Annotated in this window: 24 protein-coding genes and 4 tRNA genes; 13 read left to right on the top strand and 15 right to left on the bottom strand. The window is 42.0% G+C overall.

Annotated features, from left to right (window positions below; translation table 11 throughout):
- Positions 1-12 precede the first annotated feature (12 nt).
- The 4 genes from H3302_RS15390 to H3302_RS15375 are packed head-to-tail and all read right to left on the bottom strand — an operon-like array spanning position 13 to position 2195.
- On the bottom strand, positions 13-354 hold the full coding sequence (locus H3302_RS15390; RefSeq protein ID WP_036973510.1) for a gamma-glutamylcyclotransferase family protein: 342 nt from the start codon (positions 352-354) through the stop codon (positions 13-15).
- Position 355: 1 nt separating this feature from the next.
- On the bottom strand, positions 356-898 hold the full coding sequence (locus H3302_RS15385) for an acireductone dioxygenase (RefSeq protein WP_182395798.1): 543 nt from the start codon (positions 896-898) through the stop codon (positions 356-358).
- A complete protein-coding gene (mtnC, locus tag H3302_RS15380; RefSeq protein ID WP_182395796.1) occupies positions 895-1581 on the bottom strand; it encodes an acireductone synthase in 687 nt (228 codons plus the stop codon). The genes H3302_RS15385 and mtnC overlap by 4 nt, the downstream gene beginning before the upstream one ends.
- Positions 1578-2195, bottom strand: coding sequence for a methylthioribulose 1-phosphate dehydratase (locus H3302_RS15375; protein WP_036973502.1), 618 nt, complete (start codon positions 2193-2195; stop codon positions 1578-1580). The genes mtnC and H3302_RS15375 overlap by 4 nt, the downstream gene beginning before the upstream one ends.
- 99 nt (positions 2196-2294) lie before the next feature.
- Between H3302_RS15375 and H3302_RS15370 the strand changes: the two genes are divergently transcribed.
- From H3302_RS15370 to H3302_RS15360, 3 genes are read left to right on the top strand one after another with little or no spacing between them, the layout of a single operon-like run.
- A complete protein-coding gene (locus H3302_RS15370) occupies positions 2295-3437 on the top strand; it encodes a methionine aminotransferase (protein ID WP_182395794.1) in 1143 nt (380 codons plus the stop codon).
- Complete coding sequence (locus tag H3302_RS15365) at positions 3425-4198, top strand: amidohydrolase (RefSeq protein ID WP_182395792.1); 774 nt, start codon at positions 3425-3427, stop codon at positions 4196-4198. The genes H3302_RS15370 and H3302_RS15365 overlap by 13 nt, the downstream gene beginning before the upstream one ends.
- A gap of 56 nt (positions 4199-4254) precedes the next feature.
- A complete protein-coding gene (locus H3302_RS15360) occupies positions 4255-5670 on the top strand; it encodes a mannose-1-phosphate guanylyltransferase/mannose-6-phosphate isomerase (protein WP_178387092.1) in 1416 nt (471 codons plus the stop codon).
- 120 nt (positions 5671-5790) lie between these two features.
- On the opposite strand, the gene H3302_RS15355 is transcribed toward H3302_RS15360, so the two are convergent.
- The 3 genes from H3302_RS15355 to H3302_RS15345 all read right to left on the bottom strand — a co-directional run bounded on the left by H3302_RS15355 (position 5791) and on the right by H3302_RS15345 (position 9315).
- Positions 5791-7947 (bottom strand): ATP-binding protein, encoded by a 2157-nt coding sequence (locus H3302_RS15355; RefSeq protein ID WP_118844736.1) that lies wholly within the window; start codon positions 7945-7947, stop codon positions 5791-5793.
- 109 nt (positions 7948-8056) lie between these two features.
- Positions 8057-8713, bottom strand: coding sequence for a response regulator transcription factor (locus H3302_RS15350; RefSeq protein WP_036973496.1), 657 nt, complete (start codon positions 8711-8713; stop codon positions 8057-8059).
- A gap of 230 nt (positions 8714-8943) precedes the next feature.
- The gene (locus H3302_RS15345; RefSeq protein WP_065979446.1) at positions 8944-9315 is read right to left on the bottom strand and encodes a histidine triad nucleotide-binding protein; all 372 of its coding nucleotides are present in this window, start codon (positions 9313-9315) and stop codon (positions 8944-8946) included.
- Between the two features lie 103 nt (positions 9316-9418).
- On the opposite strand from H3302_RS15345, the gene H3302_RS15340 reads away from it, so the two are divergent.
- Positions 9419-10042 (top strand): DUF2057 domain-containing protein, encoded by a 624-nt coding sequence (locus H3302_RS15340; protein ID WP_065979445.1) that lies wholly within the window; start codon positions 9419-9421, stop codon positions 10040-10042.
- A gap of 56 nt (positions 10043-10098) precedes the next feature.
- On the opposite strand, the gene H3302_RS15335 is transcribed toward H3302_RS15340, so the two are convergent.
- Positions 10099-11943: a M1 family metallopeptidase gene (locus tag H3302_RS15335; RefSeq protein ID WP_182395790.1), complete on the bottom strand. Its 1845-nt coding sequence runs from the start codon at positions 11941-11943 to the stop codon at positions 10099-10101.
- 146 nt (positions 11944-12089) lie between these two features.
- On the opposite strand from H3302_RS15335, the gene murB reads away from it, so the two are divergent.
- From murB to tuf, 8 genes are all read left to right on the top strand, one after another.
- Positions 12090-13100 (top strand): UDP-N-acetylmuramate dehydrogenase, encoded by a 1011-nt coding sequence (gene murB, locus H3302_RS15330; RefSeq protein ID WP_118844735.1) that lies wholly within the window; start codon positions 12090-12092, stop codon positions 13098-13100.
- Positions 13097-14089, top strand: a complete 993-nt coding sequence (gene birA, locus H3302_RS15325; RefSeq protein WP_074989485.1) for a bifunctional biotin--[acetyl-CoA-carboxylase] ligase/biotin operon repressor BirA — start codon at positions 13097-13099, stop codon at positions 14087-14089. Before murB ends, birA begins: the two co-directional genes overlap by 4 nt.
- Positions 14086-14784 carry a type III pantothenate kinase gene (locus H3302_RS15320; protein WP_074989484.1) on the top strand — a complete coding sequence of 233 codons (699 nt, stop codon included), beginning with the start codon at positions 14086-14088 and terminating at the stop codon, positions 14782-14784. The genes birA and H3302_RS15320 overlap by 4 nt, the downstream gene beginning before the upstream one ends.
- Positions 14785-14901: 117 nt before the next feature.
- Positions 14902-14977, top strand: a tRNA-Thr gene (locus H3302_RS15315).
- 40 nt (positions 14978-15017) lie between these two features.
- A tRNA-Tyr gene (locus H3302_RS15310) sits at positions 15018-15102 on the top strand.
- Between the two features lie 44 nt (positions 15103-15146).
- Positions 15147-15221: transfer RNA gene (locus H3302_RS15305), tRNA-Gly, on the top strand.
- Positions 15222-15233: 12 nt separating this feature from the next.
- A tRNA-Thr gene (locus tag H3302_RS15300) sits at positions 15234-15309 on the top strand.
- 136 nt (positions 15310-15445) lie between these two features.
- The gene (gene tuf / locus H3302_RS15295; protein ID WP_036971551.1) at positions 15446-16630 is read left to right on the top strand and encodes an elongation factor Tu; all 1185 of its coding nucleotides are present in this window, start codon (positions 15446-15448) and stop codon (positions 16628-16630) included.
- A 265-nt stretch (positions 16631-16895) separates the two neighbouring features.
- Here the strand turns inward: tuf and H3302_RS15290 are convergent, their stop codons facing one another.
- The 5 genes from H3302_RS15290 to H3302_RS15270 all read right to left on the bottom strand — a co-directional run bounded on the left by H3302_RS15290 (position 16896) and on the right by H3302_RS15270 (position 20688).
- Positions 16896-17786 carry a HEAT repeat domain-containing protein gene (locus H3302_RS15290; protein WP_036973483.1) on the bottom strand — a complete coding sequence of 297 codons (891 nt, stop codon included), beginning with the start codon at positions 17784-17786 and terminating at the stop codon, positions 16896-16898.
- A gap of 131 nt (positions 17787-17917) precedes the next feature.
- Positions 17918-19111 carry a dipeptidase gene (locus tag H3302_RS15285; RefSeq protein WP_075594311.1) on the bottom strand — a complete coding sequence of 398 codons (1194 nt, stop codon included), beginning with the start codon at positions 19109-19111 and terminating at the stop codon, positions 17918-17920.
- A gap of 60 nt (positions 19112-19171) precedes the next feature.
- Positions 19172-19429: a YheU family protein gene (locus H3302_RS15280; RefSeq protein WP_036973480.1), complete on the bottom strand. Its 258-nt coding sequence runs from the start codon at positions 19427-19429 to the stop codon at positions 19172-19174.
- Positions 19404-20405 carry a hydrolase gene (locus tag H3302_RS15275; protein ID WP_036973479.1) on the bottom strand — a complete coding sequence of 334 codons (1002 nt, stop codon included), beginning with the start codon at positions 20403-20405 and terminating at the stop codon, positions 19404-19406. Before H3302_RS15275 ends, H3302_RS15280 begins: the two co-directional genes overlap by 26 nt.
- A 142-nt stretch (positions 20406-20547) precedes the next feature.
- Positions 20548-20688, bottom strand: a complete 141-nt coding sequence (locus H3302_RS15270) for a DUF3149 domain-containing protein (RefSeq protein WP_074989877.1) — start codon at positions 20686-20688, stop codon at positions 20548-20550.
- Between the two features lie 281 nt (positions 20689-20969).
- Between H3302_RS15270 and H3302_RS15265 the strand changes: the two genes are divergently transcribed.
- Entirely contained in the window at positions 20970-21614 is a 645-nt protein-coding gene (locus H3302_RS15265) for an outer membrane beta-barrel protein (protein ID WP_051501944.1), read from the top strand.
- Positions 21615-21983: 369 nt separating this feature from the next.
- Here H3302_RS15265 and H3302_RS15260 read toward each other — a convergent pair whose 3' ends face one another.
- Positions 21984-22406, bottom strand: a complete 423-nt coding sequence (locus H3302_RS15260) for a TIGR02444 family protein (protein ID WP_182395787.1) — start codon at positions 22404-22406, stop codon at positions 21984-21986.
- A complete protein-coding gene (locus H3302_RS15255) occupies positions 22393-24312 on the bottom strand; it encodes an ATP-binding cassette domain-containing protein (RefSeq protein WP_036973477.1) in 1920 nt (639 codons plus the stop codon). Before H3302_RS15255 ends, H3302_RS15260 begins: the two co-directional genes overlap by 14 nt.
- Between the last annotated feature and the right edge of the window lie 80 nt (positions 24313-24392).

Below are 24392 nucleotides of genomic sequence, written 5' to 3'. Positions count from 1 at the left end.
TATATTTGTAAATTAAAGGCCATTTTTTGCAACATATAACCAAGCAGAGGTATTACATTGGAATTTTTCTGCAATGCGTTGATAGTCATCTACCTCATAGTCATCGGCTTGGGCCAACTCTTGTTCGGTGATTAAATAAATTGTGCCATTCACAATGTCGCAGTCTTCACCTGTTTTAATTAACGCAGGATGAAAACGCTGGCCACTGCTTTTTAACACCGCAGGATCAGTAATTTCAATTTCACCGACAATGTACCCTGTTAAAGTCGCAGGCTGACCTTCGAGCAAACGCCCGAAGGTATCGAGTTGCACCTGTTTATATTGCAAAGTGCCGTATGAGAAAAGTTTTTCCATATTAATCAAGCAATGGAAAGTCATTCGCGATAGCTGAATCTGTGCTTTTAGCCACCCAGCCTTCGGTATTATTAAATAAGCGAATAGCAGTAAATTCAGGGTTGCTGCCCATGTCAAACCAATGAGGGGTTAATTCTGGCACCGAAATTAAGTCACCTTGCTGGCACAGCACTTGGTATACTTTATTATCGACATGCAGACAAAAAAGCCCTTGGCCTTTTACAAAAAAGCGTACTTCATCTTCGCTATGGGTATGTTCAAATAAAAACTTACCACGTAACTCAGCGGCATTCGGGTTGCCTTTTGCGAGTGAGATAACATCAACAGTTTGATAACCTCTTTCACGCTTTAAGCGCTCAATGTCGTGAGCGTACGCACTTAAAATAGCATCATGGCTGGTTGTTTCATCAATATGTGCATTCGCCTGCCACTGTTCAAAGCGTACACCCACTGCATTTAGTTTCGTTGCTATGGCGTTTGAGTCGTCGCTGTGAAAAATGATGTCATCGGCATTGTTATCATTAAAAACTGTTAACTGGCTCATGCTAAATACTCCGCACTAAATTCACTAAAATCATTAATATAAGGATGCTCGCTGGTACTTTCTTGGCCATCGCGAATAAGGTGCAAAGTGCGTAAACCTGCCGCTTTAGCTGCCTCTAATTCAGCAGCAACGTCGCTTAAAAATAGCACCTCAGAGGCGTCAAATGGCAGTACAGCGATAATTGTGTTGTAAGCGCTTTGCTCTTGTTTTGCGCCCACTTTGGTATCGAAGTAATCACTAAAAAGAGGTCTCACATCACCATAGTCAGAATATTGAAAAATAAGGTGCTGTGCTTTTACTGAGCCTGATGAGTAAACATACAGGCTTCTTCCTGCTTGTTTTTGCGCGTTTAAAAAAGCGTACGCATCAGGATAAAGGTGACCGGTAAAATCACCATTTTCATAACCTGTTTGCCAAATTAAACCTTGTAACTGTTTTAATGGTGTTACTTTTTGATCCGTTTCAATCCAATGAAGTAAAGTACTAATCACCGTTTCTAGGTCAGCTTCTGGCTGTTCAATGTGTGCTTTTACACTCGCAATATGTTCCGCGACATCGTGATCGTCTTGGTGTGCTTTAATAAACGCAGGAAGCTTTTCAGCGGCATAAGGGAATAGCACATCTTTTACAAATGAAATGCGTGTGATAGTGCCTTCAATGTCAGTTAAAATGGCTTTGATCATGCGTGGATACCTTCCAGTTTTAGACGCTCAAGCTCGCAACTAAATAAAAACTCCAGCCCTTCTAAATGGCGCAATACTTCTTTGATGTCTCTGCCGACAACATAGAGACCGTGGCCGCGAATAAGCACCGCGTGCTCTATTGGCGTATGCAGGTGATGATCGCTTACTAATAGACTTAGGCGATCAATGTCTTGATCGTTGTCGAATATAGGAATGCTTAGCGTATCTAAATGTGAGGTAACACCACTGAGTGACTTTTGCATCTCGTAGCCATGTAAATTAATGGCATGTCCTTTTATGACGCGAGATAAAACGGTGGCAGCAACCGAGTGGGTATGTAAAACAAATTTTGCAGAAGGGATCAGCTTATACATGTTCAAGTGTAGTTCTGTTTCTGCCGAGGGTTTTCCCGACCCTTTAGTGCGGTTGCCTGCGTGGTCCAACTCAATAAATGCATGTGTACCGAGCTGGCCTTTATCGAAACCACTGGCGGTGACGACATAACCCGTTTCTGTGCGGGCTGAAAAATTACCACCGGTTGCTGGGACCCAACCTCGTTGGCTTACCCATTTACCTGCTTCTATTAGTTCTGAAATAGCGGTATTGTTATGCATACATTCCTCGACTTTCTAAAAGTTATTTAGACGGCTATACATCTGTTTTAAGCAATGATAGCATCGCTTCGAGCGCAAAACCATCTTTAAGGAACCTCTGTGTTTGAAAGTAAATTGCCGAATTTAGGCACCAGTATTTTTAGTCAAATGACTGCTTTAGCGAATCAGCATCAAGCACTTAATTTATCTCAGGGCTTTCCTGAATTTGACGCCCCTGATTTACTAAAAAAACAGTTAAATCATTATGTACTTGAAGGGGTTAATCAATATGCTCCGTCAAGTGGTATTGTGCGTTTACAGCAGCAAATAGCAGCACTGATTGCGAGAAAATACCATAACAATATAGATTATGAGCAGCAAGTCACGGTGACATCGGGTGCAACCGAAGCATTATTTGTGGCAATTCAAGCGCTGGTAAGAGACGGTGATGAAGTGGTGGTGTTCGACCCTGCCTATGATTCGTACCAGCCCGCGATTGAATTAGCAGGGGGACGCAGTGTACATGTTGCCTTACATGCGCCTGATTATCGGATTGATTGGCACGCGGTTGCAGAGGTCATGAGCGAAAAAACGCGCGCTATTATTATCAATACACCACACAACCCGAGTGGCAAAATACTTAAAGCTGACGACATTGCAGCACTGAAGGCCTTAGTTAAAGCACACAACTTATACGTGATAAGCGATGAAGTGTATGAACACATCACCTTTGATGGTGCTGCACATGTTAGTGCGCTCACGGATACAGAATTATTTGAACGCAGCTTTGTTATTTCAAGCTTTGGGAAAACATTCCACAGCACAGGCTGGAAAATGGGCTACTGTGTTGCCCCCGCTGAGCTGATGATTGAGTTTCGTAAGATTCATCAATACGTGACATTTTCAAGTTTTACCCCAGCACAACATGCTTTAGCAGATATGTTAGAACTGGAGCCTGAACATGTTGATGGGCTAGCGGATTTTTATCAACATAAGCGTGATTTGCTCAGTAACGCGTTACAAGATAGCCGTTTTACCCTTTTGCCCAGTGAAGGCACATATTTTTTATTGCTTGATTACAGTGATGTGTCAGACCTAAATGATGTGGAGTTTTGTCATTGGTTGGTAGAGCAAGCAGGCGTTGCAGCAGTACCGCTTAGTGTATTTTACAACAGCCCAAGTAATGATAAGGTCATACGAGTATGTTTTGCAAAAAATGATGACACGCTGTTGCGTGCCGCGGAGATTTTATGTCAGCTTTAACGCTTGCCCTTGTACAATCCTCACTTTATTGGCTAGATAAACAGGCAAATCTTGCGCATTTTTCTGAGCTGCTTGACGATTTAACTGAGCCGGCTGATTTAATCGTGTTACCCGAAACATTTGCGACAGGGTTTGCCATCAATCTTGACTGTAGTGAGCCTGAGCAAGGTGACGTTGTTAACTGGTTACAAGCCACTGCAAAACAAAAAAATGCAGTCATCGCTGGGTCGGTATTAGTGTCTCACGGTGATAAGAAAGCAAATCGTTTCTACTGGGTGTGGCCAAATGGTGAGGTAAAGTTTTACGACAAGCGTCACTTATTTTGTTTAGGGAACGAAGGCCGCTATGTTGAGGCGGGTAAGCAGCGTGAAATTTTCAATATCAAAGGCTTTCGCATTTTACCGCAGGTGTGTTACGACCTACGCTTCCCTGTTTTTCAACGTAACTGCAATGACTATGACCTCATGGTGAATGTTGCAAACTGGCCTGCGGCACGTCGCCATGTTTGGGATACCTTATTAAAAGCGCGCGCAATGGAAAATGTCTGTTATGTGGTCGGTGTCAACCGTATTGGGCCAGATGGCAATGAGGTTGATCATAATGGCGGCACTGCAGTATACGATTTTAAAGGGGATACATTAGCAGCGCTCGATGATAACCAATCGGGTATCATAATTCAGCGCCTTGATATATCCGCATTAGAGGATTTTCGGCGTGCTTTTCCTGCGCATTTAGACGCGGATCAATTTCAGTTGATCTAAGCCGCATCGCTAAAAATTTGTTAAACTCATGGTTGGTTTATTAACTACAAGCAATCATGAGTCGCAAAATTACCCCTGTTATTCTTGCTGGTGGCATAGGTTCACGCCTATGGCCGTTATCACGCAAGGCCATGCCTAAGCAATTTTTACCTTTGCTAAGTGATGAATCGCTACTGCAAAGCACCTTAAAGCGGGTAACTGGTTCGCAATTTAATGCACCGATATTAGTGTGTAATGAAGCGCATCGATTTATTGCCAAATCACAGGCATTAGACGTATCTAAAAATGTGACTCTTTTACTTGAACCTGAGGGCAAAAATACCGCGCCAGCTATTGCGTTAGCGGCTGAATATGCGCAGAAAAATGGTTTACTAGGCCCGTTATTGGTAATGCCTGCAGATCATTATATCTGTGACTTTGAAAAGCTACTTGCGCGATTAGATGATGCCGTAGCCTTGGCAGAGGCTCAGCAACTCGTTACGTTTGCAATTACCCCAACGGAGCCGCATACAGGGTATGGTTATATTCGCCAAGGCCCACCACTGCACCGTGATGGCTGTTACAAAGTCGCTGAATTTAAGGAAAAGCCAGTGCTTAAACTTGCTGAGCAATACATTGCCAGTGGTGAGTTTAGCTGGAATAGCGGTATGTTTTTATTTTTCGCTGATGTGTACTTATCTGAGTTAAAACGGTTTGCGCCAAAAATAGCCAGTAGTATCGCACAAGCAGCCTATTTTACTGAAGATCTCGGTTTTTTGAGACCCAACGCAGACATACTGAAAACATGCCCAAGTGACTCAATTGATTACGCTATTCTTGAGCGAAGTGAAAATGTCGCTATGCTTCCGGTTGATTTAACGTGGAGTGATGTGGGCAGCTTCTCAGCCCTTTCAAAAATTGCTAACAAAGATCAATTTGGTAATTATTTGGGCTCGCAGGGAGTGAGTATTGATAGTGAAAATAATTTGCTGATTAGTGAAGCTGATCACACGATTGCAGCTTTGGGAATTCGCAATAAGGCGATTATACATACCCACGATGCCACCCTCGTCGCAGATAAAAAAGCCCTTGATAAGTTGCCTGAATTACTTAAACAACTCGCGCAACGAGACAACGATAAATTGACGCACCATCAAGCCGTATTCAGACCTTGGGGCAATTACCGCACTTTGGTTGAGAGTGTTGGGTTTAAGGTTAAGAAAATTATCGTTAATTGTGGTGCGAAACTCTCAACTCAGCGTCATCATCACCGTGCCGAGCATTGGGTTGTGGTTTCGGGCATTGCCAGTGTACATGTGGGAGATGATAAGTTTGAACTCGGTGCCGATCAGTCTTGTTATATTGCCGCCCAGCAAATTCATAGCCTTGCCAATTGTCATGATGAGCCCCTCATTGTCATTGAAGTACAAACTGGGGCGATACTTGATGAAAGTGATATCGAACGGTTTGAAGATGAATATGGGAGGGAGTAATTGTTAAGCCTCAGAGGTCAGTCGTTAGTCGAATGAGCGGATGATTTAATTCTCGGCGTAATGAAACAAAAAGAGTATTACCATCCGTAAGGGCAGATTTACTTTGTTAATCTAAACTCACTAACCTAGCTCACTTCTCACATGGTTTAAGTACGCTTGTAGGCTGTCTTGCCAAAGTACTAGGGCATCGGTGAGTGATTCTTTTAAGGGCTTATTATCGAGTAACTTACGCTCGATCTTTTTCAGCTCTAAGCCGTAACGATTGAAGCCGAGCTGTAAGGCGGTACTTGCTTGGCGATGCAGTAGTTTAATACATTGATCTTTATCATCTTCAACAAGTTGTTGGCTTCGTATCAGTTTATTCCGCGCCGAGAGAACAAACTCATTATAAATAGAAGACACTTCATCTTCATTAAATGAGCTAATGAGTGCAGCTGCTGCTGTTTCGTCATATAAGGTGTCACGCAGCTCGACGGCAATGCTGGCAGCTTGATTTGTTTGCGAGTCGCTCAATGCTTGGCGCAGCTTTTGTTGTTTAATTGGCTTACCGACAATATCTTTAATCCCCAACGCTAAGTATTCTTTTATTTCATCGGGGCTCAGACTCGCAGTGAAAGCGAGGACTGGCGTGCGTTGATTTAAATGGTCGATATTTTTTAGTTTTTTTAATACTTCTTGACCTGTCAGGTCGGGCAAATTCATATCCAGTAGTACCACATCAAAATGATGTTTTTGCATCAGCTCAATTGCGCTGTTACCGTCTTTTGCGAGTTTTATTTTATGCTCGTCATCGGCCATAAATTCAATGGCAATTTTTTGATTTAAGTCGAGATCTTCCACTAACAAAACATCTAAACCGGTCACATAATCTTTCGATTGATGACGTTGCTCAACAAGACTAAGTTCACCAATTGTGAGTGTGATATCAAAACTAAAAACACTGCCTTTGTTAAGCTCACTACTTATGTTGAGCTTACTACCGAGCTTTTCGAGAAGGCGACTTGTAATAGCAAGGCCAAGGCCTGTGCCACCTTTTTCTTTTCCTGCACTGCTTTGAACATAAGGTTCGGTTAGGTAGATGATTTCTTCATCTTCGATACCAGGGCCTGAATCAATCACACTGATCCGAACGACATGGTCTAGCTGCCCTTCATTGAGCAGTTTGACGTGGATTTTTACAGAGCCTTTATCAGTGAATTTAATTGCATTGCCAACAAGGTTAATAATTACTTGTCTAAGCTTTTGCTGGTCACAATAGTAACAAGCCTGTTCGGGTAAATCGTAAATCAGCTCAAATTTCAGGTGCTTTTGTTCTGCAAGCGGACTGAGTAATAAGCATAAGTTGTTTAACCATGTTTTAAATTCGACATCTTCTTCGTAGAGGGCTTCATCGCGCTGATCTAAGCTTGCATAGTCGAGCACTTTGTCGACCAGTAAGTTCAGTGACTCTGCTGAATTAATAATGGCTTCACAGTATGGTTTATCTCGCGGGTCGCTCGACTGATTCATGATCAGTTGAGCGCTTCCCAGTATGCCATTGAGGGGAGTGCGAATTTCATGACTAATGGTTGATAAGAATAAGCCGCGAATTTCAAGATCTTTATGTGCTTTTTCAGTAAGCTGGTTAAGGTGTTGCTCGCGGCGTTCATTACACAAAATTGCCATGCCTGTGGCATAAAACATCGGTGCAATCACCCCATTAATGAATAGGGTGATACTAAACCAATTTTCGGAAAGTAAATTAGCGGTGCTGACATCGCCCATCATCAGTGTTCTGCCTGTAAATATGGCAAGAATAATCGTTAATATTAAGATATAAACAATGCTGCCATTCGGATAACTTTTGCGGCCATTGCGAATGAATAAGGCAAGTAGAAATAAGGCCTCAATAATGTGTTGTAAATCAGATACTAAAATCCGGTTTCTAAGCTCAGCATTGTCTGTCGCTAAATAGATCATGCTCAGTGCTAATACCCCGGTTATCCCTATAAATGCTCTAAACCCTATACACTTGGCATTTAAGAACTGACAAATAGCGAGTACATGAATAATAGAAGCACTGAATAATAAGGCGTTTGCAATGGTGATACTTGCAATATCATTGATATGACCGAGAAGTGCAAAACTCAGCACCGAAGTGAACATCACTAAAGGATAGAAAATATAGAGCAAGGTGCCCGGAATGCTTTTATTTGCTCGCCATGTCAAATAGTTAAGGAGTGTCATTACCGCCATCATGGCTGCACTTGTGTAGTATAAGGTGACTGAATCGAGCATGGCTTTTCCGAGGATTACGAACATCTTCGAGCATAAAGTCTATTTGGGTGTTTAGCAACTAGAAACAAAAACAGACGCATTGTGCGTCTGTTTTTTTAAAGAAGAGAGTTTAGCGTATTTCGTCTGGGATATTTTGTTGTGCCCACGATAAAAGCTCGATGCGATTTCGGCATTTCGTTTTTCTGAATGCACTATAAAGGTGCGTTTTAACAGTGTGTGGGCTGATACTTAAATCTTCAGCAATCTCTTTATTTTTCGAACCTTTGCTCATCAATGAGATGATGGCTTTTTCGCGTTTAGTTAGCTTAACAGGCTCGATATTACCGTCAGTTAGTTTGTGCAGGGCATCTTTATTAAATTGCAGCATGCGGTTTAAAGCATTGCACATTATTTCGCGGCGGTACCACAATTGATCTTCAAGCAATAAACGAATGCCTTTCATCAATACATCAGCGTTATCAGTCGTGTAAAAAACACCACGAATACCACTTAATAGTGCACGGTTAGCAATCTCTGGGTTTTCGTCAAGATTGAATAGTACAATATCGCACTTAATGCGTAGGTTAACTAGTTGTTCTTTTAATTTACCCCAGGCATCTGTGCTCGATGTTTCGATGAATAATAAGCGTGTACCTTCTGGCACTTCAGATATATCAGTCCCAGATGTAACAGTTAGACCTTGTGTTTTTAACAACGGCTCCAATACGTTAACACCAATCGTGTTAATTGGTTCTGGATCTAATAATAAAAAAGCTGAACTACTCATATTTATACACTCTTGAATAAAGTTGACTGATTCATCCTACCATGCAATCCACCCCTTTCGTATTAGAAATTTCTGAGTCTTATGCAGGAAAAGTACAGTTTGTGTCTATTTTGTTTCAAAAAATACAGTTAGTTAACGTAACTAAATATGTTAACTAACTGATATATATTCATAATAATCAATAATAGTATATTAGTTCGACTTTTTACAATTTTTTACATAGCAAAGTGCTAGATATTTTGTTTTTTCTTGTCCTGATAAGGAGGCCAACCCATTTCTTTACCAGCTAACATATGTAGATGTATATGGTACACGGTTTGACCGCCATGATCATTACAGTTCATAACCACACGAAAGCCGTCGTCACTAAAACCAAACTGCTTTGCAAGTTTTGCGGCTACGACATAAAGATGACCTACCAAAGGAGCATGTTCTTCACTGATATCATTTATGGTCGCAATGGGTGTTTTAGGAATGATCAAAACATGAAAGGGGGCTTGTGGGTTAATGTCTTTAAAGGCAAGTGACTGCTCATCTTCATAGATGATATCCGCAGGGATCTCACGATTAATAATTTTTGTAAAAATAGTCTCTTGGCTCATATTTACCTCTTTTAAAATTGGCTTAATTACCCGCTCACTAATGACAAACTTTATTTGCAGTGTCAAACTGAAACTGTCGCAAATGAACAACCAAGGAGTGATCATGCGTAAGTTAGTATTACTAAGCAGTGCGTTAATGCTATTCAATAGTATCAGTAGTTTAGCTGAGACAATCCACTTTCCTGAGGAATTTGTCCCTTTGCAAGTAGGTGACCGTCTTATTGAACAATCATTTTTTAGTCGTGTTGACGATGTTGAGCTTGCTCCTGGAACATATCAGTTAAAACTGAAGTACACAGATCTTTACGAACAAGGCTACGATGATCATCAAGTCGTTGAATCCGAACCATTTTGGGTTGAAGTGACGGTTGAACAAGGCAAAAACTATGATTTAGTGTTTAATCGTGCGAGTAATGCCGTTGCTGCTGAAGTGTTTGCTGAGTCACCGCAAGTGAGCCTAAAAGCCAAAGGCAGTGAACTGGCTATGCCTTTATCAATTGTGAATTACCGAGCGGTTTCGGCTCCTGTGCAGGCGGTTGCGACGGCTCCCGTTGTTGCTGCAAAGAACAAACCGGCGACCGCGGCACCAGTCACCCTGCCTGCAAACGTGTCTGGTGGTCAGGCTGGATTGAAAAAAATGCCAAATGCAGCTGCCATGTTGGAATTTTGGTGGCAACAAGCTAGCCCAGAAGAGCGTCGAGCGTTTTTACAAAAAGTAAGTCAATAGTATTGAGAATTAAAAAAGGCGCTGATATTCAGCGCCTTTTTACATTTAGAAGCGTCTTATTTTGAAAATAAGTCGTCAACGGTACCTTGTGCTAGCGGGTGATAACCCGGACGTGCTTTTAAGTACACATCGTGCGCCCAGTCTTTTTTGCCGTTTTTAATCAGTGCTTTATAAAGTGGCACTATTAATTTACGGCGGCCAATACCAGACAAGTGCTTGTCCAAAGCAGGGTAAATAGGCTGATAGCCATTGCCTACAGCCAGCATAAACCATGCAAATGCACGCTCAGCATTGGTTGATTGAGTTAAGTTGAATTGTTTATCAAGCTCAGCCATTTTCTCAATGCTTAAATCGCGAGGGAGGTTATTGAGGAAATGTAACCACTCATGCACTGTCCATTCAGCAGTCGGCAATTCTGCCGCATCGATCTCATTGTTTAACCATGTTTTTGTCACTGTATCGACTTTATCAAATGCATCAGATGTTGGGTTAGGAGCATCAGTTGGTAACCCTGGCTCAAAAATCCACTCGTTTACTTTATCCATGCTCACTACGCCTGGATACTTGTCGATAAGGTTTGCTTTTATGTAAGTAACAAATTGGGCTGTCGTGAGTGACTTAAATGCAAACTCGTCGAAATAACCTTTTACAAATGGGTCAAATTTATCGCGACCAAATTTATTCTCTAGGTAAATAAGAAACAGCTGCCCTTTAGTATAAGGCACTGAGCTGAATGCATCGTCAGGATCACGACCATTAAGCTTTAAGTTTAGGCGCGTGTCTGGAGCAGGAAGTGTTTTAAGTAAAGCACGCAGACCTGCTGCATCTAAAGCTTGCTCCATGATTGCACGGTCACGACCAAAAACTTCTTCCATGATGCGGTTTTCAACATAAGAGGTAAAGCCTTCGTTTAACCATAAATCTTCCCATGTTGCGTTCGTCACTAAGTTACCCGACCATGAGTGTGCGAGTTCGTGAGCGATTAGGTTAACTAAGCTCTTATCGCCTGCAACAACGGTGGGGGTGATAAACGATAAACGTGGGTTCTCCATACCGCCAAATGGGAAGCTAGGTGGAAGCATTAATAAGTCATAACGCCCCCAAGCATATTCACCGTACATGGCGTTAGTTTTGTCGATCATTGCTTGTGTGTCGTTGAACTCAGCAACCGACGCATCTAAAATTGTTGGCTCAGCAAAAATACCTGTCTGCTTAGACATGGCTTTAAATTCTAAGTTACCAGCCCCTATCGCGATTAAGTATGGCGAAATAGGTTGTGGCATATCGAATAAGTAATCACCATCTTTGTACAACGCATCTTTATTGTCTGCACTCATGACTGCGCGAATATCTTTAGGTGTATGAATACGCGCAGAATACGTAACACGCATTGCTGGTGTGTCTTGCACAGGTATCCAACTACGCGCATGAATAGCTTGTGATTGGCTGTACATGAATGGGTGTGATTTACTGGCTGTTTGCTCAGGCGTTAACCATTGTAATCCTGAGGCTTCTGGGCGGCTATTGTAGTAAATACGAGCTTTAACCGCTTGGCTTTTAAATTTAATTGTTAATTTTGAGCCCTTTACGTCATCGCGTGCCGCAAGAGTGAAGTCGGCTTTGTGCCAGCCGCCTTTTTTATCTTGATACATAACTTTGTCGATATCTAAATCGCGAGTATCAAGTACCAGAGTTTTGCTGCTAGCATTGTGCCAATCTAGCGTATGCTCAACAAACCCTTCTAGTTGCTTGTCATCAAAATCAACATCTAAATCTAGTAATAGGTGAGTGGTTGTTACGTCATCTAAGTTTGCATAGGTGTGCTGGCTAATTGCGTCAGCAGTTGCTTGAGAGCATGCGCCTGCCATAGCAAGACTTAAAAATAATGGTTTAAACTTCATAATAACCTTGGAACACAAATGAAAAAAGAACCCGTTTTATAACATGATTAATACAGTGGGTTGAGTGATTTTTACAATCTGATGCGTATTTTGCGATGATAGGTTACACTAATGCGATTAGTTACCGGTAACCTTTGAGGCGTTTTGTGGCTCAGTCCCTGCAACCTTTTCATACCTTTTCATTGCCAAGCCATTGTCAGCATTTCCATCAAATAGATGACGTAGAGCAGCTCGTTAATACCGATTTCTCTGCACCGTTTTGTATTTTAGGCGAGGGTAGTAATACGGTATTTTTAACCGACTACCAAGGGACGGTAATCTATATGGCCACTAAAGGGATTGAAATTGAAGAGCTAAACGATCATTTCCTTTTACATGTTGCTGCAGGTGAAAATTGGCATCAATTAGTGAGCATGACGATTGCCAACGATATGCCTGGGCTTGAAAACTTAGCGCTGATCCCCGGTACGGTAGGTGCAGCCCCGGTGCAAAATATTGGTGCTTATGGTGTCGAGCTTGAAAAGTTTATTAGCTATGTAGAGTACTTCGATATTGCATCTGCGAGTATTAACCGTTTAAGCAAAGAACAGTGCCTGTTTGGCTACCGTGATTCGATATTCAAACATGCACTTAAAAATAAAGCAGTGATCACGAAAGTCGGGCTAACCTTACCCAAACAATGGCAGCCAATATTACATTATGGGCCACTGCAACAGCTACATAACCCGACTGCGCAACAGGTGTTTGAGCAGATTATTGCGACTCGAAATAGTAAGTTACCTAACCCAAGTGAACTTGCTAATGCAGGTAGCTTTTTTAAAAACCCTGTGATTAGCAATGAGCAACTCGCTGACTTATTAAAAAAATACCCAGATATGCCCCATTATTTTGTCGACGCACAACACCACAAAGTAGCTGCAGGTTGGTTAATTGAACAGGCTGGCTTAAAAGGTCACCGTATTGCGGGCGTTGAAGTACATCAGCAGCAAGCTTTGGTGTTAGTTAATCATGGCAACAGCACCGGCGATGACCTGATTGCCATGGTGAATTATGTGCAACAACACGTGTGGCAAAAATACCACATTGCTTTGCAACATGAAGTGCGCTTAATGAATGCCGATCACGAATGTCATATTCACTTGGAGTCACAAATATGAAGGCGCCAGATGGAAATAAACTCGCAATTTTAAATGCGCTCAATTCAGGTGGTTTTATTTCGGGTCAGCAATTAGGTGAGCAGCTAGGAATTAGCAGGGCCGCAGTTGGAAAACATATTCACTCGTTACAAGAAATGGGATTGGATATTTTTAAAGTGACAGGGAAAGGCTACCGCCTGAATAATAGCGCGGGGCTTTTGCATAGAAGTAAAATTAATGACTATTATGCTGAGCTTGGTGGAAATACCGCATGCGTTGAAGTGCAGTCAATTATTGATTCGACCAATAGCGAGTTAATGCGCCGTATTCAGAGTGACACCCCATTAGACTCTGGCACTGTACTCGTTGCAGAAATGCAGCAAGCAGGACGAGGCAGACGAGGTCGGGTTTGGCAATCGCCATTTGGTGCAAACTTATATTTTAGCTACTTTTGGCGTCTAGACGATGGCTTACAAGCTGCAATGGGTGTGTCGATTGCTGTTGGACTTGCGGTATACGATACCTTAAAGGCACTTTATCAACTGGATGTGGAGTTAAAGTGGCCAAACGACATTTATTTAGACGGAAAAAAACTAGCGGGTGTGTTGGTTGAGCTTGATGGTCAACCTCAAGGACCATGTCAGTTGGTTATCGGCATAGGTATAAACGTGCATATGCCAGACAGTGTCAGCCAGCATATTGATCAAGCATGGACAGACTTGAGCCAACATGTAAAAGGCCTTGAGAAAAATAAACTCGTGGCGTATCTGTGCTTTTACCTTGAGCAACGTTTGGCGCAATACCGTCAAACAGGTTTAAATGACATGTATAAACAATGGAATCAGTTAAACGCATTTGCAGGTCAATGTGTGGAGCTCAATACAGGCCATCGAAGTTGGCGCGGTATATGTGAGGGGATTGATCACCAAGGCGGCGTTCGCATTCGCCAAGATGGTGAGGTTAAAAGTTATTACGGTGGTGAAATATCACTGCGTAAGGCTGAACTATGAGATTATTGGTCGATGTGGGTAATACGGCAATTAAGGCCGTACTTTTTGATAATGAGCGTTATCAAGCATGTGAGCTCAATGCCATTCCATGGTCGCATGTTACAGACATGGTTTATGCGTGTGTGGGGAGCACAGAGCGACTTATGCCACTATTTGCGCAGGCACAACAACATGCAATTCCTTATTTCGAAGCTAAAGTAACCGCTGAGCTTGCAACATTAACCTGTGCTTATAAGCAGTATCAAAATTTGGGGATCGATCGCTGGCTTACTGTCATCGCTGCATACACTGAATACCCAGAGAAAGATTGTGTTATTGTTGATGCGGGGACAGCGACCACAATTGATGTATTGAATAAAGAGGGTCAGCACTTAGGTGGTTGGATTGTGCCTGGGCTCGATTTAATGACCCGCTCATTAACGCAAAATACTCAGCGCGTTTTTGACGATGAGCACACCCCTTTTGCCACCGATTTAGGGTGTAATACACCTAATGGTTTAAAAAATGGCGCGCTCGTTGCGACAATGGGGGCAATTGAGCAAGCTGTTCAGCATGTTGATCAGCAAAATTGTTGTTTATTATTTGCCGGTGGCTATGGAAAATTACTTGCTGATCTATTTTCTGGCAGTCAATTTGATAGTGTTTTGGTTTTTAAAGGACTGAATTATTGGCGTGAATTAACAATAAAACAGTAAAAAACCGTGGATTTGCCTGAATTGTGAGCGTTTAACACATAAATTCACACTTTTTTTAATTTTATTGTTGCATCCCAATAAACCTTACCTTAGAATCTCGCCCCGTACTAAAGCAGTGCCGACTTAGCTCAGTTGGTAGAGCAACTGACTTGTAATCAGTAGGTCATCCGTTCAACTCGGATAGTCGGCACCACTTTCCTTTTACCGGAAGTGACTTAGTAAAGAATTTTCGTGGAGGGGTTCCCGAGCGGCCAAAGGGATCAGACTGTAAATCTGACGGCTCAGCCTTCGCTGGTTCGAATCCAGCTCCCTCCACCACTTTATTCTTGACGGTTAGAGGTAGTTTAAGAACAGTTTCCTATGCGGGCATCGTATAATGGCTATTACCTCAGCCTTCCAAGCTGATGATGCGGGTTCGATTCCCGCTGCCCGCTCCAGACTCTGGTGTTGCTGATATAGCTCAGTTGGTAGAGCGCACCCTTGGTAAGGGTGAGGTCGGCAGTTCAAATCTGCCTATCAGCACCAGTATCGAGAACTTATCTTATTATCTCCCTTTATCTGTCAGAAAAAACTATTTGAAATTTGAAAAAATTAAATTAATCTACCCTCGGTGGATTATTTTCATATGTAATCTAGATACACAAAACTGATAGGTTCCGTCATGGCAAAAGAAAAGTTTGAACGCGTAAAACCGCACGTAAACGTTGGTACAATCGGCCACGTTGACCACGGTAAAACTACCCTAACTGCAGCAATCACTAACGTACTTGCAAAAGTATACGGTGGTACAGCTAAAGACTTCGCATCAATCGATAACGCTCCAGAAGAGCGTGAGCGTGGTATCACAATCTCAACTTCACACGTTGAGTACGATACACCAACTCGTCACTACGCACACGTAGACTGTCCAGGACACGCCGATTATGTTAAAAACATGATCACTGGTGCTGCTCAAATGGACGGCGCAATCCTAGTAGTTGCTGCAACTGACGGTCCTATGCCACAAACACGTGAGCACATCCTACTTTCTCGTCAGGTTGGCGTACCTTACATCATCGTATTCATGAACAAATGTGACATGGTTGATGACGAAGAGCTACTTGAGCTAGTAGAGATGGAAGTTCGTGAACTTCTTTCTGAGTACGATTTCCCAGGTGACGACTTACCTCTAATCCAAGGTTCAGCACTTAAAGCCCTAGAAGGCGAAGAGCAATGGGAAGCGAAAATCATTGAACTAGCTGAAGCGCTAGATTCATACATCCCAGAGCCAGAGCGTGACATCGATAAGCCATTCATCATGCCTATCGAAGACGTATTCTCAATCCAAGGTCGTGGTACAGTTGTAACTGGCCGTGTTGAAGCTGGTATCATCAACGTGAATGACGAAGTTGAAATCGTAGGTATCAAAGAAACTACGAAGACAACATGTACAGGTGTTGAGATGTTCCGTAAGCTTCTAGACGAAGGTCGTGCGGGTGAGAACATCGGTGCACTTCTACGTGGTACTAAGCGTGAAGACGTTGAGCGTGGTCAAGTACTTTGTAAGCCTGGTTCAATCAAGCCACACACTAAATTCACTTCAGAAGTATACGTACTTTCTAAAGATGAAGGTGGCCGTCATACTCCATTCTTCAAAGGTTACCGTCCACAGTTCTACTTCCGTACAACTGACGTAACAGGTGACGTACAGTTACCAGACGGCGTTGAAATGGTAATGCCTGGTGATAACATCAAGATGACTGTAGAGCTAATCGCTCCAATCGCGATGGACGAAGGTTTACGCTTCGCTATCCGTGAAGGTGGCCGTACAGTTGGTGCTGGTGTTGTTGCAACTATCGTTGAGTAATCAACTATAGTGATGCATTAAGCATTCAAGAAAAACCCGAGCTTAGTCTCGGGTTTTTTTATGGATGAGAAAATAGATATTAGAAGTTAGATATTAGAAGGTAGATATTAGAAGGTAGATATTAGAAGGTAGATATTAGAAGTCAGTTACCGAGCGGGGGTTACTTACTGGTGTGATTAAACATCAAAAAGTTTGCTTGAGGTTAACGTGGCTTTATTTTGTTCTCGCTTCTCGCTTCTCGCTTCTCGCTTCTCGCTTCTCGCTACTAACCACTATTTCCAAGTACTTTGTTTAATTCTTCTCTTAGTCGTGGGTGTTTTAGGCTGTCGGTCATAATATCAGCTACTTTACTATCGCCACTTGATTCTAAGCTTTGAATACGCTGTGCAAGCTCAAGAGCAAACTCTTTTTTATCGAGTTGATTAGCACGATAAAATTGGCTCACAAGGGCACTGGCTGACACGCTACGAACATAGTCGTTATCGTCGCTTTGCAAGAGCTTTTGAAAGTAGTCGGCTAGTTTTGGTGAAACAGAATCGAGTCGCGATAGATTCTCTATGGCATGAATTCGTGTGGTTGGTTCACTTGTATACTCACTGATATTGAGCATCGCGTCGACAACGGCTGTGTGTTGATTTTCATCTAGATCACGTCTGAGCATGCCTAACGTCATTTTAAGTTGCCCATAGGCTGCCAAACGGTCGTCATCGCTATTATTGATATTTAGTAGTGCAGAAAATGCGTCGTTAATTGATTTGTTTGCATAGTGTTGATCGGCCTTAATGCGCTGACGATAATCATCAGGCAAGTTTCTAAACCAATTAACCGATGGATTTCTTTTGGTTGCTTCTGCAATACGTTCTTTTTCGCGTTGTTCGATGACTTTATCGATTTGTTCTGCAATTAAAGTTGGCTCAATTTTAGGGCTACTTTGTTCTAGTGCGTTAATTCGAGTTTCAAGGTCTAGAATATAGCCATGCAATGCGACGAGGTTTTCCCTGTCTTCAAGGGGAACGCTACCACTTACAGATGAAAAATCGTACTTTGCGGGTTGCGGTTTGTTGAGTGGCTTAGATGCCCCAAACTGGTTGTATAACGTTATGCCTAATGCAGCGGTTGCAAATACAAGCGCAACATTTCCTTGCCATGAAGCCATGTCACATCATCCTAATTACTTCTGTGTAATCATCAGATTAAATCATGCTATTTTTTTAATCAATAAACGATGTTGCAATCAATAAAAAAGCGCATTAACTGCGCTTTTAAGATGGTGATAATGAGGTTAGTTTAATGCGCTTTTGCGTACTCTTCAGCTTGTTGCCAAACTCGAAGCATGTTGCCACTTAAGATCTTTTTAATATCTTTATCGCTATAGCCTCGATTTATAAGGCCTTGTACAAGATTAGGGTAGCTAGACACGTCCTTTAAGCCTACAGGCAGTGAGTCACCAACACCATCGTAGTCAGAGCCAATACCGACGTAATCAATGCCTATTAGCGCGACTACGTGGTCGATATGGTCAAGTACTTGCTCAAGGCTTGCAAACGGGAATGGGTTCTTAGCACGATAAGCTGCGTCAAAATCTTTGCTGAGCTTCGTGCCTTCCTTCTTCTTGTCTGCTTTTGCTGTTTTTAGCTGATCATACCAAGAACCAGCTTGAGCGGTTACGAAGCTTGAACCAAAGTTGATTTGAATAACACCGCCATTCTTTTTGAGTGCTAATAACATATCGTCATTCATATTACGCTCAAAGCCTGGCGTATATTTACGCAGCGATGAGTGAGAGGCAATCACTGGTACTTTCGAAATTTCCATGACTTGGTAAAACGCATCATCTGAAATATGCGATACGTCTACAAGCATACCGATGTTGTTCATCTCTTTGACCAGCTCTTTACCAAATGGGCTTAAGCCTTTCCACTTACGGCGAATATCGTAAGAAGAGTCTGAAATGTGATTGCTTTGCGAGTGAGCAAGGGTGATGTAGCGCACACCACGGTCATAAAAATGCTTCAGGTTTTTCATGTCACCTTCAATCGGTGAACCATTTTCCATCCCCATTGCCAACGACATTTTACCTTGTTTAAAGTGTGCTTTGATATCTGCTGTTGAATCAGCCATTGCAAATTTATCTGGGGCACGCTGTACAATGGCTTCCATGCTATCGATTAACTGATTAGCAAGTTGGTAGCTTTTACCTTTGCCTTCAAACTCGAGGTTAGCTGGAATGTAAATTGACATAAAAGGGGCGTTTAGGCCGCCTTGCACTGCACGCGGATAGTCAAAATCGCCGTCATCAGTCGCTTTAGTTACATCGGCCCATTTATCGTGAATACGGTAAGGCACATCAATGTGTGTATCAATTAAAATCGTGTCTTTTGCTAGTTTGATGGCTTTATCTGATGCCGTCGTCTCACTTGCATGAGCTTGGCTGATTAAGGCCAACGAAACAGCGGCAACCAATGAGCTTAGTTTTTTCATTCTTAATGGCTCTTTAAAGTTAAAAAGCCATTGTGAAGGGTTGTAGAAAAAGTTACAAGTTTAGTCGTTAAACGACGCTTGATACTCTGGGTCGGCTTGTAATGCGATAAACTCGGCTTTTGAAATAATGGTGACAGATTCATGTAGTTCAGAAAAGAACACCATTGCGTCACCTTTTTTTAGTTGCTGAGTAACCTGCGCCACCTTACTTTCAATACTTACCTCTTGCTCGCCATAGTCAGTGCCTTCACGTAATACATAGCTTTCAATTAAATTGTAAAGTGTCTCTTTATCAAGTTTTTCGTGTGGAATGATCATCACTGCTCTTTTTAACTAACTGTTGAAAATACTCAGGCACTATACGCTCAAGCCAGTACTCGGGTTTAAACGGATTATTACCGCTAATAAAACCAACATGGCCGCCTTTTTCGGAGATACGCAGAGTAACATGTTCACTGACATCTGTGCTATCGGGCACGGCTTTAATTGATAGCATCGGGTCATCTTTTGCGTGCACAATAAGTGTCGGTGTTGCGATCGTTTTTAAAAACGGTTTGGCGCTTGCTTGTTGATAGTAATCTTCAGCGCCAGCAAAACCATGCAAGGGAGCCGTTAGTAAGTTATCGAACTGCCATAAGTCATCAATAGCCATTAACTTTTCTGGGGTAAGACTAATTTGCTGTTCTATTTGTGGCAGCTTTCTTTGCATTGATTTTTTCATGCGATCAAGCAAATACTTTTGATAAATTTTACCTAAACTTTTACGTATTACTTCGCATGATGCCGATAAATCAAAAGGAGCCGATACCACGGCTGCACCATGTAAGTTCGATTGGCTACCTTGCTCACCTAAATATTTAGCAAGCACATTACCGCCTAGCGAAAAGCCAACAGCGAAAAGAGGACGTGAGGGAAATGTGTTTTTTAGGTGGTTGATAAAAAAGCGTAAATCTTCGGTCTCGCCACTATGATAAGCACGCGCAAGGCGATTAACTTCGCGTGAGCAATTACGAAAGTGCATGAGCACTACCGCAAAGCCTTGCTGCTTGAGCTTTTTCATCATGCCTTTGGCATAAAAGCTATTAATGTTGCCCTCTAGGCCGTGTAACACAATGGCTAATGGAGCATGTTCATTGTGTGGCTGTGCCCAAGCAAGTTCTAAAAAGTCACCATCTGGGGTGTCGATTGTTGATAAGTCGTAGCGTGTATTATGAAAAGGACGAAAGAAGCGCGGCATTATGGTTTGCAAATGGCGATTGCGCATCCACCACGCAGGCTTAAACTCAGGTAACATAGTTGACACTTTCAAGACAAAACAAGCGCCCATTGTAGCAAGTTTTTGCTTTTTTAGAACAGGTGGCAATTTTGTGTTGTTGCAAATAAAAAGCCCCTAAACAATAAAATTGGATGGGGGCTTTGTGCGTCGTGCTTAATTCTTACTTAGGAACTTCTGCGTCGTGAACTTTCTTGATGAAATATCCGACGTAAAAAAGGCATAAAACGATAACAACTGCCAAAATGCCAAATGACATAAATAAGACGGGGTCGCTAAAAAAATCTCTAAAGAATACGTTCATGGTTGTGCCTCCTAATGTCTATGGGTTAATCATAGGCTGGCTTTGGGGTGGGTGATATGATCCAGATCAAGCTATTTTCCTGAAGCTACACAAGGCGATTTAGAAGTTGATTTGGATCAAAAAATTAAAAGGAGTTAGTGAGGACCAAGCTAGTAATGGCAAGTTGGTTTATATTTAATTTCTTGTGAAAAAGAGTATTACTATTGTATATCTTCAATTAACTTACGCTAAAATGCGCCCTGTTTTTGGGAGTTCAATTTTATTAAAATAGAGATAATAAAGTGAAAAAAATTATTTTGTTGGGAGTTTTAGTCTTATTACCTACCTATACTCAGGCTACTGTAGTTTCTGAAATATTAATTGGCAAAGCTAAAAATAAAATTCATACATATCAAGATCATGATTTAGGTGATAGCTACTCTTCTACATTAAATTCAGATTCTTTTGGCTTTCGATTAGGTTATGAATTCAATGAATATCTTGCGTTTGAAATTGCAAAGCATAGGCATGGCGAATCAGTAAATGAGTATACGATATCAATACCGGCTCATTTCCCCAGTGATTATAAACAATCTATGCAAGTAAGAGTACCTTTAGAAGTAGAATCAATTCGTTTTGGAATTAAAGGAAAGTCAGAAATATTTAAAGACTTTTCTATCAATGCGAGGTTTGGTGTAGCTCATTGGGAATATAAAGATGCTAATCCTACCAAACTAGTGCCGACTGACAATATCCAGTATCAAGAAAGTGGCAATGATTTATACGCAGCAATTGGCTTAGAATATTTATTTACAGAGCACTTTTACTTGGGTGTAGAATATTCGTTGCTAGGTATCAAAGAGTCTAAAGAATACGACTATAGCGGAACAATTAAATATCAGCATGATATACAAGATTTTTCAGTTGTGCTTGGCTGGAGGTTTTAAATTTAACTTTATGAATTCTGTTGGGTAGAGTGAAATCCAATGAAGCTCACTGATGGAATGGCTTAAGGTTTGAGTCTGTAAGTCGTCGCTTATGGTGACAATGACTACTCTATTGAGATTAACGCGCTAAAGCACGACCTACAGAAGCGCTGTATAGCTTTTACTTACTACCCCCTAAAGCGTAGCGCCTCTAACCTCATAGTGAATAAATTACTTTAAAATTTTACAAAGAAAAGACGGTGAGACAGATAAAGATATATTCGCAGTTAAAGCTGGCTCCTACAGGTATGAATCCCCGTGGGCAATGGTTTTAGTCATGATTGACCTAACTACACCCTAAACACAAGCTTGCCCCAAATTACTTACAATTTACAGTTCAAGTAAATACAACCTAATATTATTCGGCTCCGGATACGTAACTAATCTAAATTTATTTACCGCATCTATCAACATTCCTTGTTGCTGCTTTTCGAGTTTTAACTCGGCGTTGAGTAGGTCTATACGAATCGTGGCGTAATCAGCAATTTCGGTTTGATTGGCTTTTAGGTAGGCGCGAGTCTTACGTAGAGGCTTTAATACCTGCTCGTCAAATTCAATAATGCATAATTCAAGCTGATTAAGTTGAGTGTTGTTTAAAGCAAGCTCAAGAGAATCTAAATAATACAATAGCAGACACAGGTTAACGTTTTTACCTTGCTGGTTTTGGTAATCTAACAGGCGTGCTTGCATGTCATCTTTACTATAAAGCTGACATGCAAATTGCCAAAAATCGTCACTGTTAAGCAAGTTCATCGGCAAACGCTTGTTCTTTTTCTTCCATTTCTTCAAGGGCCATCAGTAGCTCCTCTTCGATGTCATTTACTTTTGGCGTTAATGTCGCTTGTTTTGCGAGTAACTCTTTGAGTTTTGCTTTGTTGTCATCGTTATAAAGCGCGTTATCGCCAAGTGCCTCTTCGATTTCAGCTAATTCCGCTGAGTGTTTATCGAGCTGCTTTTCGAGCTTTTCAATTTGCTTTTTAAGTGGTTGCACTGATTTTCTAAACTCGGCTTCTAAGCGCTTTTGTTCTTTACGATTGATGCTTGAATGCGCTTTCGGTGCGCTGTCTTCAGTTGTTTTTGCAGCTTCTTTGTTCGCATTGAGTAACCATTGGTAGTACGCGTCAAGATCATAGCCAAACTGGGTTACTTCTCCGTTATCAACAAGGTAATATTCATCGGCTGTGTTTTTCAACATGTGGCGATCGTGCGATACGGTGACCATTGCCCCTTCAAAACCTTGTAGAGCCATTACAAGAGCATGTCGCATTTCTAAATCAAGGTGGTTGGTGGGCTCATCGAGTAACAGTAAGTTGGGCTTTTGATACACCAACATAGCCAGTACTAAACGTGCTTTTTCGCCACCCGAAAATGGAGCAACTGGCTCAAGTGCTTTATCGCCAAAAAATGCAAAGCCCCCTAAAAAGTCGCGCAGTGATTGCTCTGTTGCCTGCGGATTTAAACGTTGTAAATGCGTAACGGCACTGGCTCTTAAATCCAGCGATTCGAGTTGGTGCTGCGCAAAGTAGCCAATATTTAATCCTTGATGCTGAAACACTTCGCCCGCTTGCGGTTTGAGATCTCCAGCTAATAATTTTATTAGCGTTGATTTACCCGCGCCATTTCGCCCAAGCAAGGCAATACGGCTGCCCGGTACGAGGTTAAGCTTAATGCTGTGTAAAATGGTGGTATCGCCATAGCCCGCTTTGGCTTGGTCAAGTGTCATGAGCGGGTTCGGTAGTGCGGTTGGTTCAGCGAATTCAAAATCGAAGGGTGAATCAGCATGTGCTGGCGCCAGCTTTTCCATACGCTCCAGTGCTTTTACCCGACTTTGTGCTTGTTTCGCTTTACTTGCTTTGGCTTTAAAGCGAGTAATAAACTGTTCAAGATGCGCAATTTGTTCTTGTTGCTTTTCGAACATGGCCTGTTGCTGTAACAAGCGCTCTGCTTTTTGGCGTTCAAATTGCGAGTAATTGCCTTTATAAATATTAATTTTTTGCTGGTCGATATGCCAAATTTGATCAACCACCGCATCGAGAAACTCACGGTCGTGTGAGATAAGCACAAGTGTGCCAGTATAGGCGCGTAAAAAGCGCTCTAACCAGTAAACAGCATCAAGGTCTAAGTGGTTGGTTGGCTCATCTAAAAGCAATAAATCGGCATCGCGAATAAGGGCTTGTGCCAAGTTTAAGCGCATACGCCACCCCCCCGAAAAGGCACTCACAGGGTTGTCAATTTGCTCATTGGAGAAACCTAAACCATGTAGCAGTTCACCGGCTTTTGCTTCAATGCTGTAACCTTGGATATTTTCAAGACCAATATGTGCCTTTGCTTGTGCCGCGCCATCATTATTTTGCTCGGCTTCGCGTAGTGCGATTCTGAGTGTGTAATAGTCAGGATGGCCTTGGAGTACGTAATCAAGCGCACTAATATCGAGAGCCGGTGTTTCTTGCTTTACAGAAGAAATGGACCAGTCTTTAGGAATGCTGCATTCACCAGCATCGAGTTGTAATTCAGACTTTAATAGCGCGAACAATGTGGATTTACCACAGCCATTAGCCCCGACTAGGCCTACTTTATGCTCAGGGAATAAGGTTGCAGAGGCACCTTTTAATAAGGCATTACCACCACGAAGAAGCTCGATGTCTGAAATTTGGATCATGAAAGTTTACTTGCACACCACAGTTTTAATTGCGCATATCATAACACGGATCGTATTAGGCTTCGCAATCGTATCAAACA

The sequence above is a fragment of the Pseudoalteromonas sp. MT33b genome (assembly GCF_014117385.1).
Classification (GTDB): Bacteria; Pseudomonadota; Gammaproteobacteria; order Enterobacterales; family Alteromonadaceae; genus Pseudoalteromonas; species Pseudoalteromonas lipolytica.
This window is presented reverse-complemented; position numbering and strand designations above follow the sequence as displayed.

Coding starts and splice junctions, on each gene's coding strand:
- H3302_RS15275 (WP_036973479.1), bottom strand. CDS start 20,405: ATGTTACCTGAGTTTAAGCCTGCGTGGTGGATGCGCAATCGCCATTTG.
- H3302_RS15355 (WP_118844736.1), bottom strand. CDS start 7,947: ATGCTCGATTCAGTCACCTTATACTACACAAGTGCAGCCATGATGGCG.
- mtnC (WP_182395796.1), bottom strand. CDS start 1,581: ATGATCAAAGCCATTTTAACTGACATTGAAGGCACTATCACACGCATT.
- H3302_RS15320 (WP_074989484.1), top strand. CDS start 14,086: ATGAGATTATTGGTCGATGTGGGTAATACGGCAATTAAGGCCGTACTT.
- H3302_RS15390 (WP_036973510.1), bottom strand. CDS start 354: ATGGAAAAACTTTTCTCATACGGCACTTTGCAATATAAACAGGTGCAA.
- H3302_RS15375 (WP_036973502.1), bottom strand. CDS start 2,195: ATGCATAACAATACCGCTATTTCAGAACTAATAGAAGCAGGTAAATGG.
- H3302_RS15280 (WP_036973480.1), bottom strand. CDS start 19,429: ATGATCATTCCACACGAAAAACTTGATAAAGAGACACTTTACAATTTA.
- H3302_RS15270 (WP_074989877.1), bottom strand. CDS start 20,688: ATGAACGTATTCTTTAGAGATTTTTTTAGCGACCCCGTCTTATTTATG.
- H3302_RS15340 (WP_065979445.1), top strand. CDS start 9,419: ATGCGTAAGTTAGTATTACTAAGCAGTGCGTTAATGCTATTCAATAGT.
- H3302_RS15365 (WP_182395792.1), top strand. CDS start 3,425: ATGTCAGCTTTAACGCTTGCCCTTGTACAATCCTCACTTTATTGGCTA.
- H3302_RS15285 (WP_075594311.1), bottom strand. CDS start 19,111: ATGAAAAAACTAAGCTCATTGGTTGCCGCTGTTTCGTTGGCCTTAATC.
- H3302_RS15260 (WP_182395787.1), bottom strand. CDS start 22,406: ATGAACTTGCTTAACAGTGACGATTTTTGGCAATTTGCATGTCAGCTT.
- H3302_RS15350 (WP_036973496.1), bottom strand. CDS start 8,713: ATGAGTAGTTCAGCTTTTTTATTATTAGATCCAGAACCAATTAACACG.
- H3302_RS15360 (WP_178387092.1), top strand. CDS start 4,255: ATGAGTCGCAAAATTACCCCTGTTATTCTTGCTGGTGGCATAGGTTCA.
- H3302_RS15255 (WP_036973477.1), bottom strand. CDS start 24,312: ATGATCCAAATTTCAGACATCGAGCTTCTTCGTGGTGGTAATGCCTTA.
- tuf (WP_036971551.1), top strand. CDS start 15,446: ATGGCAAAAGAAAAGTTTGAACGCGTAAAACCGCACGTAAACGTTGGT.
- H3302_RS15385 (WP_182395798.1), bottom strand. CDS start 898: ATGAGCCAGTTAACAGTTTTTAATGATAACAATGCCGATGACATCATT.
- H3302_RS15345 (WP_065979446.1), bottom strand. CDS start 9,315: ATGAGCCAAGAGACTATTTTTACAAAAATTATTAATCGTGAGATCCCT.
- H3302_RS15335 (WP_182395790.1), bottom strand. CDS start 11,943: ATGAAGTTTAAACCATTATTTTTAAGTCTTGCTATGGCAGGCGCATGC.
- birA (WP_074989485.1), top strand. CDS start 13,097: ATGAAGGCGCCAGATGGAAATAAACTCGCAATTTTAAATGCGCTCAAT.
- H3302_RS15290 (WP_036973483.1), bottom strand. CDS start 17,786: ATGGCTTCATGGCAAGGAAATGTTGCGCTTGTATTTGCAACCGCTGCA.